Here is a 14,614-nt window from a genome sequence, read left to right as displayed (position 1 = left end):
AAAAAAAATGATGGCACAAAAAAAAGAGGCGCTTGGCCTCTTTAATTTTTTATTCTTCTTTATCCTGAATTTCGGAATGATCAGTTGAATTGTGATTTTCTATTTTATGATCTTTCGATCTGTGATCTTTTTCATTTCTTTTTTTCATTAGTTCACCAACTTGGTTAGAAGCTGAAAATGATGCAATCATATTATTTAACATATCGCTTCCTGCTTGTGGTGAATTTGGCAACAATATCAAATTCGAATTTGTATCTGCACCTATGGCTTGCAATGTATCATAATGTTGGGTTACTACAATAAGTGCTGATGCTTCTTGAGAATTGATACCAACTCTATTCAAGACATCCACACTTTCTACAAGACCTTTTGCAATTTCTCTTCGTTGGTTTGCAATACCTTGTCCTTGTAATCGCTTACTTTCAGCTTCAGCTTCGGCTTTTGCAACAATTCGAATACGTGATGCTTCAGCTTCAAATTCTGCAACCGTTTTTTCTCTGTCTGCAGCATTGATTCTGTTCATGGCATTCTTAACTTGAATGTCTGGATCAATATCAGTTACTAAAGTATTGATGATGGTGTAACCATAAGTGGTCATGGCCTCATTTAATTCTCTTTTTACTGCAATGGCAATATCATCTTTTCTTTCAAAAACATCATCCAGTTTTAATTTAGGTACTTCGGCACGAACTACATCAAATACGTAAGATGTAATTTGATCGTGTGGATATTCTAATTTGTAAAAGGCATCATAAACCGTTTCTTTTACAACCATAAATTGAACCGAAACTTTTAGTTTTACAAATACGTTATCTTTAGTTTTAGTTTCAATGATAACATCTAATTGTTGGATTTTTAAATTTACTCTTCCGGCAATTCTGTCAATGATTGGAATTTTGAGCTGTAATCCGGATTGTCTTATACTTAAAAATTTTCCAAAGCGTTCTATTACAACAGCTGTTTGTTGTTTAACTGTAAAAAATGAGGATAACAAAATGAATAATCCAAAGACAAGAATAACAATTAATGCAATGTTCATGATAATTTGATTTAAGTTTTTAATTTCTGTTAAATTACGAATTATATAATTATGTTTTATTTATTTTTTTTATGATTTTTATTGTTAAAAATTATTATATTTTTGGTTTTAAATTAACCAAAAACTAAAATTTATGAAAAGAATAATTTTAAGTATTACTTTAATTTCTTCTGTTTTTTTATCTGCTCAAACAACTATTGTTGAGAATAAGGACAGTAAAACGTATCGATATACAAAAGGTAGATTGCTGCCTAACAGTAATTTTCTAATAGATGGTAGAAATATGTATGATGAAAATGGAGTATCAAAGCCTTTTTTGGATTCAAATATTAAATTTGGCTATACTAAAAATTCTAATACTGAAAATGCTTTTGTTTATCAGGATGATTCTGAAGGAGTTTTTAAACTTAAAATGGGTTACATTCTTGATGCAAAATTATTAGAATTAAAAAATTCTGAACTTAGGGACGATAATATTTTAGTATTTGAAAAATCTCAAAACTTTACTTCGAAATATATCTATACCTTAAGAAATTCTAAAGGAAAATTTGATGTTGATTTTCAAAAAGATGATATCTATCTATGTGTTAAAGATATGATTACTAGAAAGAAAAATACTTTTAAGATTGATAAACCTAATTTGGATAGATATATCGGTCCTAATTTTATTAAAAGCAAAGAGGAGTTTAAGTTTAATTTAGCAGTGAATTATGATGAAACTGTTGATTTGATTAGTAAATCTATTTCTAAGGATTATTCTAATACAATCTTCTATAGAACTTGTTTATCTAATGAAGGAAAAACAGTTAAAGAGATAGTTTATGATTTAAAAATACCTAATCGTGTTTTTCTTTATTCAAAAAATGACGGAGGTAAATTTACTCCTGGAGGTTATGATAATAAATTTTTGCATTTTGGAGATGACCTTTCTATTAACAATTATATCCAGGATTTTAAAAATGGTGATGTTTATATTTACGGATTATACGGCAATGAGTTAGGTAAATTAAACGATTTGGCTAATCCTAAAGGATTTTATATTTTTAAATTTGATAAAGCAGGTAACAAAATTTGGGAATCAATAAATGATATAGAGGACTCTGATTTTAATAAAAGCCATGTGATGACTACAGTTTTTGTTGATTTATATCAATTAAATAATAATGTTTGTTTAAGTATCAGAATTAATGGATTGAAAGATTTTTTCAATTATAGCATTATTGATAAATCTTCAGGTAAAATTTCTAAAACTCAGAATGTAATATTCAACGAAACATTTGCACATTTAGATGATACTGAAAATAATATGTATGATGTTAATTCTACTTTTAAAGGATTTACTAATGCAAAATTTGATTTTAATGGCATTATAGCACTTAACTCTAATTTAAAAGTTGCTAATTATATTAAGAATTTGAAATTAAAAGGCAATTTGTTTTTTTCTGCTCAATTTTCAGATAAAGGAATCTGGTTGTATGAAGCCTGTGAAAATCAATATTTTAAAGTTACTCTTTTTAAAGACTAAAAAAAAGCTCCCAATTTGGGAGCTGTTTTTTTATAATGTTGCTATTGCTTTCTGAACTCTCGAAATGGTTTCTTCTTTTCCAATGACTTCTACAATATCAAATAGGTGAGGACCTTTTAGTGCGCCAACTAAACTCAAACGAAATGGTTGCATAATTTTTCCCATCCCAATTTCGTTTTTCGTCATCCAATCTTTGACAATTGTTTCGATATTTAGAGATGTGAAATTAGTAATTTCCTCCACTACAGATATTAATTCTTGCATTAGTGCAGGAGTTTCAGCTTTCCAGTTTTTGCTTGCTTTTTCATCATAACTTTTTGGAGCCACAAAAAAGAAATCACTCATTTCCCAAAATTCCGATACAAAATGGGCACGCTCTTTAATCAAGGAAACTATTTTAGTAAGCTTTGTTTCTTCTACATTAAAACCTTTTTCAATTAAAATAGGGGTGAAGGCTTTTGCTAAAGTTGCATTCTCTTGCTTTATTAAATACTGATGATTGAACCATTTATTTTTTTCAGGATCAAATTTTGCTCCTGATTTGTGAACTCTATTTAAGTCAAATGAGTAGACTAGTTCCTCTAATGAGAATAACTCTTTATCGGTTCCGTCGTTCCAACCTAGTAATGCTAAAAAGTTTAGAACTGCTTCAGGGAAAAATCCTTTTTCTCTGTATCCTGATGAAACTCCTTCTTCTGTTTTCCAATCTAATGGAAATACTGGGAAACCCATTTTATCTCCATCACGTTTTGATAATTTTCCGTTACCAATAGGTTTCATGATTAGCGGTAAATGTGCAAATTGTGGTGCTTCCCAACCAAATGCTCTGTACAATAAAACGTGTAAAGGCATTGAAGGCAACCATTCTTCACCACGTATAACATGCGAAGTTTCCATTAAATGATCATCTACTATATTAGCCAAATGATACGTTGGCATGCCGTCACTTTTAAACAATACTTTATCATCTAAAAGATTTGTTTCAAATTTTACATCACCACGAATAATATCATGTAAATGCAAAGTTTCATTCACTGGGGTTTTAAAACGTATTACATAATGTTCTCCAGCAGCAATTCTTTTTGCAGTTTCCTCTTCAGAAATTACTAGAGAAGTATCTAATTTTTCTCTGTTAGTATGGTTGTATATAAACGTTTTTCCTTGTTCTTCTTCTAATTTTCTAGCCGCATCTAAAGCATCTGACGTATCAAATGCATAATACGCATTGCCTGAATTTATCAAATCAGCTGCATATTTTTGGTATATATCTTTTCTTTCGCTTTGACGGTAAGGTCCAAATTTTTCGTTTTTACCAATCGTTTCATCAGGAGCAATTCCTAACCATTCTAATGCTTCCATGATATATTCTTCGGCACCAGGAACAAATCGGTTTTGGTCTGTATCTTCAATTCGTAAAAAGAAAACACCGTTGTTTTTCTTCGCAAACAAATAATTGAATAATGCGGTACGAACTCCGCCAATATGTAAAGGTCCTGTTGGACTTGGTGCAAAACGCACACGAACTTGTTTAGACATCTATATTTTTTTATTGCAAAGATACAATTCTATACTTTTATTATGGTTTTCTAATTTTGGTATATTATTTAACTTAAATTGATATTTTGCATCGATTTAAATTATTAGTTTTATAGGTTAAATAAATACCAATATTATGCTTAAAAGTCAGCATGTTATTTACGATAAACTAGAAGCTTTTATTAAAAAGTATTACACCAATGAACTCATTAAAGGATCTCTTTTCTTTATCGGTTTAGGTTTAATTTATTTTTTACTTACCCTTTTTATTGAATATTTTTTATGGCTTAAACCTAGTTATAGAACTTTTTTATTTGTTCTATTTATCATTGTAGAAGCTTTTTTGTTCTTTCGTTTTATTTTGATTCCCATTTTTAAGCTTTTTAAATTAAAATCTGGTATTGATTATAAAGCAGCTTCAGCTATAATTGGTATACATTTTTCTGAAGTTCAAGACAAATTGATCAATTTTTTACAGTTATCTCAAGATCAATCTTCAGTATCTTTGGAATTAGTTTTAGCTTCTATTGAACAAAAATCCAATACACTTTCTCCGATTCCTTTTGAGAATGCTATTAATTTTAAAGCAAATTCTAAGTATTATCCTTTAGCTTTAGCACCCATAATTTTGGTCTTTCTTATTTATTTCACGGGAAACAGTGCTGTAATTTCTCAAAGTTTAAATCGTGTTGTTAATTTTAGTTCGCCTTTTCAGCCACCAGCGCCATTTAAATTTATTATTCTTAACAAAAATTTACAAGTAGAGCAAGGTTCTGATTTTACTTTACGCATGAAAACAGTAGGTAAAATAATGCCCGAAAATATAGTCGTTTTCTTAAATGATGAAACTTATTTTATGGAACAGGATGCCCAAGGAGAGTTTTCATTTAAAATTACTAAACCTATTCAGTCTTTATTGTTTCACGTGGAGGCTAACGGAGTTTTATCTCCAGATTATGAATTGAATGTAATTGAAGTTCCTTCTATTGCCGACTTTGAAATGTATTTACAATTTCCGAGTTACCTAAATAAAAAGTCTGAAATTATTAAAGGAACAGGTAATGCTATGGTTCCTGAAGGCACAGTTGTTACATGGAAGTTGAACACATCTAAAACACAATCTGTATCTTTTATTGAAGATAATCAAAAATCTTTTTTCGTTAAATCGAATAATACTTTCCAATTGTCTAAGCGAATTTCTAGAAATCTGGATTATCAAATTACTACTTCTAATATTGCTGTTGCTAATTTTGAGAAACTCAATTATGAAATTAATACAATAGTAGATCAGTTTCCTTCTATCATGGTTTCTAAAGCTCCAGATAGTCTCAATGTTAGTAAGAATTTTGTTATTGGTCAGGTATCTGATGATTACGGACTTTCGAAACTACAAATTGTTTACTATGATCGAAAGAATCCTTCTCATGTTAGACGTGGAACTATTGCTGTCAAGAAAGCCTCTTTTGATCAGTTTGTTTTTGCTTTTCCAAGCAATCTACCTGTTAGTGAAGGGGTAGATTATGAGTATTATTTTGAAGTATTTGATACTGATGCTTTGCATAATTTCAAAAGTTCAAAGTCTTCTATTTTCTCAAATAGGGTAGTAACCGAAGAGGAAAAAGTAGCTGAAGTTTTAGAGTCTCAATCCCGAAATGTTTCTGGACTATCTAAATCTTTAAAGCAACAAGATAAGCAATTTTCGTCTTTAGATAAATTGCAACAACTAGGTAAAGAAAAAGATATTCTTGATTTTAAAGACCAACAAAAATTAGATGATTTTATACAACGTCAAACTAAGCAAGATGCGGTCATGAAAGATTTCACAAGGAAAATGAATGAAAACCTTTCTCAATTTAAAACGGAAAAGAAAGATGCTTTTAAAGAAGAACTTCAAAAACGTTTAGAGAAAGCCGAGAAAGATTTAGATAAGAATGATAAGTTATTAGACGAATTAAAATCCTTAACTGAAAAAATTCAGAACGATCAATTGTTTTCTAAATTGGAAAAATTCAAACAAAACAGTAAGAATCAAGTTAAGAGTTTGGAACAATTAGTTGAGCTTACTAAAAAATATTACGTAGAAAAGAAAGCGGAACAGTTGCAAGATCAACTTTCAAAACTAGCTAACAAGCAAGAAAATTTATCTAACGATGATAAACTCAATAAAACGGATAATCAAAAGGAGATTAATGAAGAATTTAATTCTTTAAAGAAAGAACTGGATGCATTGTCTAAAGAGAATAAAGAATTAAAAGCACCTTTATCTTTACCATATTCAGATTCTAAAAAGAAAGATGTTGATGAGGAATTGAATAAAGCTATTTCTGAATTATCAAAAAATAACAAAGAAAAAGCTAAATCTAATCAAAAGAACGCATCCAAAAAGATGAAGCAAATGGCTCAAGAAATGGCTCAAGAAATGGAGTCTGCTGAACAAGAACAAATGGAGGAGGACGTTGCCATGTTGAGACAAATTTTAGATAATTTACTGTCCTTTTCTTTGACTCAAGAAGACCTAATGTATCAGTTTAAAAAGTTCAAACCTGGTTCTCCTGCGTTTAATAAAAACATTAAAATCCAACAAGATTTAAAACAACAGTTTAAACATGCTGATGATAGTTTGTTTGCCATGTCACTTAGAAACCCAAAATTCACTGATGATATTACTAAGGAAATAGGAAACGTTTCTTATAATTTAGATAAGTCACTTAGTACTTTTACCGATGCTCAAATTTCAAAAGGATTGTCTCATCAACAATATACAGTTTCGAGCGCTAATAAATTAGCTGATTTTTTAAGTTCTATTTTAAGTAGCATGCAATCTCAGATGTCGGGTATGGGTCAAGGTAAACCAAAACCTGGTAATAATGATGGAATGCAACTTCCGGATATTATTAAAAAGATGGATGGTTTAGCCGATAAAATGAAAGAAGGTCAAAAGAGTGGCAATACCCCTAAACCGGGTAGTAGTGGAAAGCCATCTCAATCCGGATCAAAAGGTGAATCGGGTGAGGGAGAAGCTCAAGATATTATGGATATTTATAAAGAACAACGCCAGTTGAGAGAGTCTCTTCAAAATGAACTTAATAATAAAGGCATTGGAGCTAAAGGTCAGAATGTCTTAGAGCAAATGAAAGCTTTAGAAAAGCAGTTGCTTAATAAGGGTTTTAATAATGAAAACATGCAACGTATTCTGAATATTAAACAAGAATTACTTAAACTAAAGTCAGCTATTCAAGAACAAGGAGAAGATACTAAAAGACAATCAGAGACCAATCAAAAAGATTTTAACGGTAGTTCAAATAGGATTCCAGCTGCGTTACTAGATTATTTAAATAGTAAAGAGATTTTAAATAGACAATCCTTACCTTTGCGCTCAAATTTCAACACTAAAGTTCAAGTTTATTTTAACAACAAATGATCAATTTTAATTACGAATCCACGTTCACATTAGACAACGAAGATAGTTTTGCTGCTTGGCTTTCCGCTGTGATAGTTTCTGAAAATAAAAAAGAAGGAGAAATAAATTATATTTTTTGTGATGATGAATACCTTCACAAAATTAATCTAGAGTATCTTAATCACGATACACTTACAGATATCATAAGTTTTGATTATTCTGTAGGCAATGAATTAAATGGAGATATTTTTATTTCCATTGAACGTGTACAAGATAATGCTAACGATTTTAAGGTAACTTTTGATCAAGAATTGAAAAGAGTCTTAGCTCACGGCATACTTCATTATTGTGGTTATAAAGACAAGAGTGATTCTGAATCTTTATTAATGAGAAAGAAAGAAGACGAAAAGATAGTTATGTTTCACGTGGAACACTAATCTTTTATTAATACCATATCGTTCCACGTGGAACACAACTCTTCTTTTTCGGTTTCTTTGTTGAACTTAAAAAATTGAAGTTTTAAATTAGTTCCACGTGGAACACAAATTTAACGAAGGGCTAATTTAGTTCCACGTGGAACACACACTGAATTTTTAAATTCAATCCGTAAGGATTAAACTTTTATAAAAATGTTTTATCAAGAATATGATGTTATTGTAGTTGGGGCTGGTCATGCTGGTTCTGAGGCCGCCGCTGCCGCTGCTAATTTGGGATCGAAGACGCTTTTGGTTACCATGAGCTTGCAAAACATTGCGCAAATGTCGTGTAATCCTGCAATGGGGGGTATAGCAAAAGGACAAATTGTTCGAGAGATTGATGCTCTTGGCGGTTATTCTGGAATTGTTTCAGACAAGACGGCAATTCAGTTTAAGATGCTTAACAAATCAAAAGGACCTGCTATGTGGTCTCCAAGAGTTCAAAGTGATCGAATGCGTTTTGCTGAGGAATGGAGGTTGATGCTTGAAGGAACACCTAATCTTGATTTTTACCAAGAAATTGTTAGTGGGTTGATTATCGAGAATGGAGTAGTCAAAGGGATCAAAACTTCATTAGGCTTGGAGATTCGTTCAAAATCTGTGGTGCTTACTAATGGTACTTTTTTGAATGGATTGATTCATATTGGTGATAAGCAATTTGGTGGAGGTCGTGCAGGGGAGAGTGCTTCTTATGGAATTACTGAAGATCTTGTTGCGGTTGGTTTTGAATCTGGCCGAATGAAAACTGGAACGCCACCGCGTGTTGATGGACGATCACTTGATTATTCTAAAATGAATGAAGAGAAAGGTGATGCCAAGCCGGATAAGTTTTCTTATTCTGATTTCACTAAACCTTTGGCTTTCCAAAAATCATGTCACATGACGTATACTTCTTTGGATGTTCATGACATTCTTAGAGAAGGATTTGATCGTTCTCCAATGTTCAACGGTCGTATCAAAAGTTTAGGCCCGAGGTATTGTCCGTCTATTGAAGATAAAATTAATCGTTTTGCAGATAAAGAAAGACATCAACTTTTTGTTGAGCCTGAAGGTTGGAATACCTGTGAGGTGTATGTGAATGGTTTTTCTACTTCTTTACCCGAGGATATTCAATTTAAAGCTTTGCGTTCTGTTGTGGGTTTTGAAAACGTAAAATTTTTTAGACCAGGTTATGCTATAGAGTATGATTATTTTCCACCAACGCAATTGAAGCACACTCTTGAAACGAAATTAGTATCAGGTTTGTTTTTTGCTGGTCAAATAAACGGAACTACAGGATATGAAGAAGCAGCTGCTCAAGGATTGATGGCTGGAATAAATGCGCATTTAAAGATCAACGAAAAAGCTCCTTTGATTTTAAAAAGAGACGAAGCTTATATCGGGGTTTTAATAGATGACTTAATTACTAAAGGAACAGAGGAGCCATATAGAATGTTTACCTCACGTGCAGAGTACAGAACTTTATTGCGTCAGGACAATGCGGATTTTAGATTAACTCCAATGTCATTTGAAATTGGTCTTGCTTCTGAAGCTCGTTTGCGCAGAATGGAACATAAATTAAAAGAGTCTGAAAAGATGGTTGCCTTTTTTAAAGAGACTAGTGTTTCTGTATCTGAAGCTAATCCTATTTTAGAATCAAAAAACACTGCATTGATTACTCAAGGGGATAAAATGTTTAAAGTTTTTTCTAGACCACAAATAGATTTAGAAGATATCTTAAAATTCGAAAAAGTGACTGTTTATATTGATGAGCACGATTTAGATCAAGAGATTTTAGAACAAGCGGAAATTCAAGTAAAGTATTCTGGTTATATTGAAAAGGAACGAAATAATGCAGATAAGTTATTGAGACTCGAAGATGTTAAGATTCCTGAGAATTTTGATTATGAAAAAATAAAGTCTATGTCTATTGAAGCCAAACAGAAATTATCCAAAATCAGACCGGTTACTATTTCACAAGCTTCCAGAATAAGTGGTGTATCTCCAAGTGATATTTCTGTATTGTTGATTTATATGGGGCGTTAAGTAAGTCTTCATTATTCAGTATATAGTCTTAGTTGACCTTCGATTTTTATTTATACTGTTATTGAATAATGAGTACTAAAATTGTTCCACGTGAAACTACAGTGTGAAGTGTTGCTGTTATTGAGAATTTAGAATAATATATAATTTTAACCCTGAAAGCTTTTATAAATGCATTCAGGGTTTAGTTTAAAAACAAAACATAAAGAAGATTTAATTAATGGACATTTCAAACAAAAAGCATTTTTTAACCGTTAAAGATTATTCCGTTTCAAAAGAAACTTTTGATTTGTATCATGACGAAGATTTGGACATGTTGATAACAACTCCGCAACCAAGTTTAGAAAATTTAGGAAAGTACTACGAAAGCGTAGATTATATTTCACATACAGACAGTAAACGTTCGTTGTTTGAAAAAGCATATCACTTCGTAAAAAACATTGCATTAAAAAATAAGTTAGATTTGATTAATTCCTTTCAACCAAATAAAGGAAGTATTTTGGATATTGGAGCAGGAACAGGAGATTTTTTATCTGTTGCAAAACAAAATGGTTGGCAAACCATAGGAGTAGAGCCAAGTGAAAAAGCAAAAACCATTGCAAAAAATAAAGGTGTTGTTTTTGTTGAAAAAACAGCTGAATTAGAAAATCATTCTTTTGATGTAATTACCATGTGGCATGTTTTAGAACATGTTCCTAATTTAGAGGAGCAAATTTTAGAACTGAAACGATTGCTTAAGCCAAATGGAACTTTAATTGTAGCCGTTCCAAATTTTAAATCTTTCGATGCAAAACAGTACGGAACTTTTTGGGCAGCTTATGATGTGCCTATTCATTTTTGGCATTTTTCTAAAAAGGCCATACAATCACTTTTCAAAAAAGTAGATATGAATCTCATTAAAGTACTTCCTATGAAATTTGATGCGTTTTATGTAAGCTTGCTTTCAGAAAAATACAAAACAGGAAAAATGAATTATCTCTCGGCAATTTATGTTGGACTCAAATCAAATTGGTATGGAAAGAGAAATTCTGAGTATTCATCGCACATTTATGTGCTTAAAAACGATCAAAAATCAATTTAAGCCTTTTTAAGGCGCTATTTTGAGTTTAAACACTCTAGAATATCGATTTTTTTTAATTTTTAATTTAAAATCAATTGTGAGCTTTGTTTTTAATAGGCTAAAATTATTTTTGTAATGAGTGGCATAAGTAAATACTATAGCGATTAAAATGACTAATTTTTTAAGTTTTTGTCAATGCTGTCTATTTTTTTATATTTTTGTCACAGTTACTAAAAATTGATTTTCAATCACAACAAAATTTAATAATTACCAATCTCAAATAATAAATAAAATTACTATGAATAAAAAAGCGTTAGTACTTGTTGCTTTAACAATTGCACTTGTATCTTGTAACAAACCAGCAGAAGCAACTAAGGAAGTAAAAACGGCTTATGTTGATACATCTGAATTAATGAAACAATATACCGAAGCTAAAGATCTTGAAGCTAAATTCAAATCTAAAGCAGAGGAGAAGGGAAGACAATTAGAAGCTGAAATTAATAGATTTAAGCAAGAAGCAGCAAACTTTCAATCACAAGCTCAAGCTAACGGTCAAGAATGGGCACAGAAAAAAGGTGCTGAATTGCAAAAAAGAGAACAACAATTAGGTTATGCTCAACAAGCTTTATCACAAGAATTACAAGCTGAAAGTGGTAAAGAAATGGATTCACTAGTAAGCGGTGTAAAGAAATTTATTAAAACATACGGTAAAGAAAAAGGTTACGCATATATATATGGAACTGGAGATGCTGCTTCTATCTTGTATGCTGAAGATAAATTTGATATAACAAAAGATATCATTAAAGCATTGAATGACAAATATAAAGCTCCAGCTAAAACGGAAGAAAAAGCAGAAGCTAAAAAATAATTAGTATCTTAATTTAAAAAATCGCCTTCATCTATTATTAGATTGAAGGCTTTTTTTTGCTTTTTTTTTAAAAGCTATCTTTCTTTTTTATGTCGGAAAAGAATACATTTTTAGCAAACCAAAGCTTAAAGCCTTTTAATTCCTTGGTTTTAACATTGAATCTTTTATGTTTTGTAAAAATATCTATCAAGATAAATTTTTATTTCATGTAATTACTTTGGTTTATCGATTTACTCAATTTATCGGTTTACTAATAGATTGATTAAACTTAAAAATTTACTTTAAATACGAATTTAGAATAGTCAGCTTATTTTTAATTGAATTTTCGTTTCCTATATTTGCTTTTTTATATACACGCCTAATGCAAACTATCTCTGAAGCAGCAGCTTACACCCTTCGTTTTATCAATCAAACGCAACGATCTATTTTTCTAACAGGAAAAGCTGGTACAGGAAAAACCACTTTACTTAAAGAAATCATTGCTACTACTCATAAGAATACAGTGGTCGTTGCACCTACAGGCATTGCGGCCTTAAATGCTGGAGGGGTTACTATTCACTCCATGTTTCAATTGCCTTTTGGCGGTTTTATTCCAGATAATTCGGCACCACAATTTTCTGATAGTACCAAGTTTGAAACCAAAGCAACTTTGCGTAGGCATTTTAAAATGAGCGGTTTAAAAAAATCGGTCATTCGTAATATGGAGCTTTTGATTATTGATGAAGTAAGTATGTTACGTGCTGATTTACTGGATGCTATAGATTTTATGATGCAAACAGCGCGTTCTAAAAATAGCCCTTTTGGAGGAGTTCAAGTTTTGTACATTGGGGATTTGTTGCAATTGCCACCTGTTATTCGAGATGAGGAATGGAGCACTTTAAGGAATTATTACAAAGGCAAATTTTTCTTTCATTCCCATGTTATTCAGCAGTTTCCACCATTGTATATTGAACTATCAAAAATTTTCCGACAGACAGATGATACTTTTATTTCAGTGTTGAACAATTTGAGAAACAATCAGATCACCTCTCTTGACATTCAAACCTTAAACCAATACGTACAACCTAATTTTGATTTAAAATCTAACAAAGGTTACATCACTTTAACTACCCACAATCACAAAGCCGATACCATCAACGCACAGGCATTGGAGGATCTTGAAGGGAAACTACAGGTATTTCAACCGGAAATCACGGGTGATTTTCCAGATAAAATTTTCCCCGTGGAACATGATTTAAAATTAAAAGTGGGTTCGCAAATTATGTTTGTCAAAAATGATTTGTCATTTGATAAACATTATTTCAACGGGAAGATGGGTGTGGTACAATCTCTCGCGCCCAGAGAAATTGTAATTTCATTTCCTGAAGAAAACAAAACCATCGAGGTTGAAAAATACGAATGGCAAAACATACGGTACACGGTAAATGCTACTACAAAGGAAATAGAAGAGGAGGTTTTAGGCACTTTTGTGCATTACCCCATCAAATTAGCGTGGGCGATAACCGTTCATAAAAGTCAAGGACTTACTTTTGAGAAAGCAGCGCTTGATGTATCGCAAGTTTTTCTGCCTGGACAGGCATATGTAGCATTATCGCGTTTGCGTTCCTTAAACGGGCTTATTTTGCTTTCTCCGCTACGTATGAATGGTATTTCAAACGATCAAGATGTAATGGACTATTCTTTGAACAAAGCTTCGGATACTGTTTTAGAAAACGCCTTGCACTTTGAAACTAAGAATTTCATTCATCAATACTTGGTTAACAGTTTTAATTGGACTGATTTAGCGCAACAATGGCGCAACCACAAGTTTAGCTATACTGAAAATTCAGAAAGTACTGGCAAATCAAAACATGCGCTTTGGGCCAGAAAACAAATGGAAATTGTAGAGCAACTACTTGAACCTTCGGCCAAATTTATAAATCAATTAAATAAACTTTTTACTCCAGAAACGGTAGATTTAAACCATGTAGCAACTCGTGTGCAAGCAGCTTTTTCTTATTTTTTTAAGCCAATGGACGACTTAGTATTTGAAATACTTTGGAAAATAGAAGAGATAAAGCGCATCAAGAAAGTAAAAGCCTATTACGAAGAGTTGGTTTTGCTGGAGGAATTTCAAACAAAAGCCGTACTTCGTTTAATGAAAGCCCAACTTTTAATTGAAACAGTGGTTGCAGGCGAAACCATTTCTAAAGAAAAATTAACTTCAGACGAAATACAAAAATACATTACCAGAAAAACGGATGCCATTCAAAAACAGTTCAAAGAATTGAATGTTACTTTAATTGAAGATGAGCAAGATGTGCAGCGTTATACCAAAAAGAAAAGTAAAACAGCTGTTGTAAAGAAATCGACCTATCAAGAAACGTACGAGCTGTGGGTAGAAAAGAAAACCATACCAGAAATTGCAGCATTGCGTGTACTTACGGTAAATACTATCTATTCTCATTTTGTTAAGTTGATTCAAACTAATGCGGTTTCTATTAAAGAGGTTTTATCAGAGCAAACACTTCAAGATCTTGAGAAAGCTTTTGCGGGATATAAGGAGGAATCTTTGAATGCTTTAATGGAAGAAAATGGCCAAAAATTTTCATGGGAAGAAGCGCGCATGTTTAAAGCGAGTTTGAATTAATGGTTTTTGTTTTAACGCTAATAACTTTAAATTCTTTTGATTCTGAATTAATATCTTTA

General features: G+C 31.6%; 9 protein-coding genes. 7 read left to right on the top strand and 2 right to left on the bottom strand.

Going from position 1 to position 14,614, the window contains the following annotated elements:
• Positions 1–49: 49 nt before the first annotated feature.
• Complete coding sequence (locus AC061E_RS00155; protein WP_478284453.1) at positions 50–1,039, bottom strand: SPFH domain-containing protein; 990 nt, start codon at positions 1,037–1,039, stop codon at positions 50–52.
• A gap of 133 nt (positions 1,040–1,172) precedes the next feature.
• Between AC061E_RS00155 and AC061E_RS00150 the strand changes: the two genes are divergently transcribed.
• Positions 1,173–2,564 (top strand): hypothetical protein, encoded by a 1,392-nt coding sequence (locus tag AC061E_RS00150; RefSeq protein WP_478284452.1) that lies wholly within the window; start codon positions 1,173–1,175, stop codon positions 2,562–2,564.
• 30 nt (positions 2,565–2,594) lie between these two features.
• Here AC061E_RS00150 and gltX read toward each other — a convergent pair whose 3' ends face one another.
• Positions 2,595–4,100 (bottom strand): glutamate--tRNA ligase, encoded by a 1,506-nt coding sequence (gltX, locus tag AC061E_RS00145; RefSeq protein WP_478284451.1) that lies wholly within the window; start codon positions 4,098–4,100, stop codon positions 2,595–2,597.
• Positions 4,101–4,236: 136 nt separating this feature from the next.
• On the opposite strand from gltX, the gene AC061E_RS00140 reads away from it, so the two are divergent.
• The 6 genes from AC061E_RS00140 to AC061E_RS00115 all read left to right on the top strand — a co-directional run bounded on the left by AC061E_RS00140 (position 4,237) and on the right by AC061E_RS00115 (position 14,555).
• The gene (locus AC061E_RS00140; protein ID WP_478284450.1) at positions 4,237–7,521 is read left to right on the top strand and encodes a coiled-coil domain-containing protein; all 3,285 of its coding nucleotides are present in this window, start codon (positions 4,237–4,239) and stop codon (positions 7,519–7,521) included.
• Positions 7,518–7,937, top strand: coding sequence for an rRNA maturation RNase YbeY (gene ybeY / locus AC061E_RS00135; RefSeq protein ID WP_478284449.1), 420 nt, complete (start codon positions 7,518–7,520; stop codon positions 7,935–7,937). Before AC061E_RS00140 ends, ybeY begins: the two co-directional genes overlap by 4 nt.
• Before the next feature lie 192 nt (positions 7,938–8,129).
• Positions 8,130–10,001, top strand: a complete 1,872-nt coding sequence (gene mnmG / locus AC061E_RS00130; RefSeq protein WP_478284448.1) for a tRNA uridine-5-carboxymethylaminomethyl(34) synthesis enzyme MnmG — start codon at positions 8,130–8,132, stop codon at positions 9,999–10,001.
• A 217-nt stretch (positions 10,002–10,218) separates the two neighbouring features.
• Positions 10,219–11,079 (top strand): class I SAM-dependent methyltransferase, encoded by an 861-nt coding sequence (locus tag AC061E_RS00125; RefSeq protein ID WP_478284447.1) that lies wholly within the window; start codon positions 10,219–10,221, stop codon positions 11,077–11,079.
• 277 nt (positions 11,080–11,356) lie between these two features.
• The gene (locus AC061E_RS00120; protein WP_478284446.1) at positions 11,357–11,926 is read left to right on the top strand and encodes an OmpH/Skp family outer membrane protein; all 570 of its coding nucleotides are present in this window, start codon (positions 11,357–11,359) and stop codon (positions 11,924–11,926) included.
• 361 nt (positions 11,927–12,287) lie between these two features.
• Positions 12,288–14,555, top strand: a complete 2,268-nt coding sequence (locus tag AC061E_RS00115; RefSeq protein ID WP_478284445.1) for a helix-turn-helix domain-containing protein — start codon at positions 12,288–12,290, stop codon at positions 14,553–14,555.
• Positions 14,556–14,614: the final 59 nt, after the last annotated feature.

The sequence above is a fragment of the Flavobacterium sp. GNP011 genome (assembly GCF_056428925.1).
The sequence above is the reverse complement of the archived record's forward strand: the minus strand, read 5'-3'. Positions and strand labels throughout refer to the sequence as shown.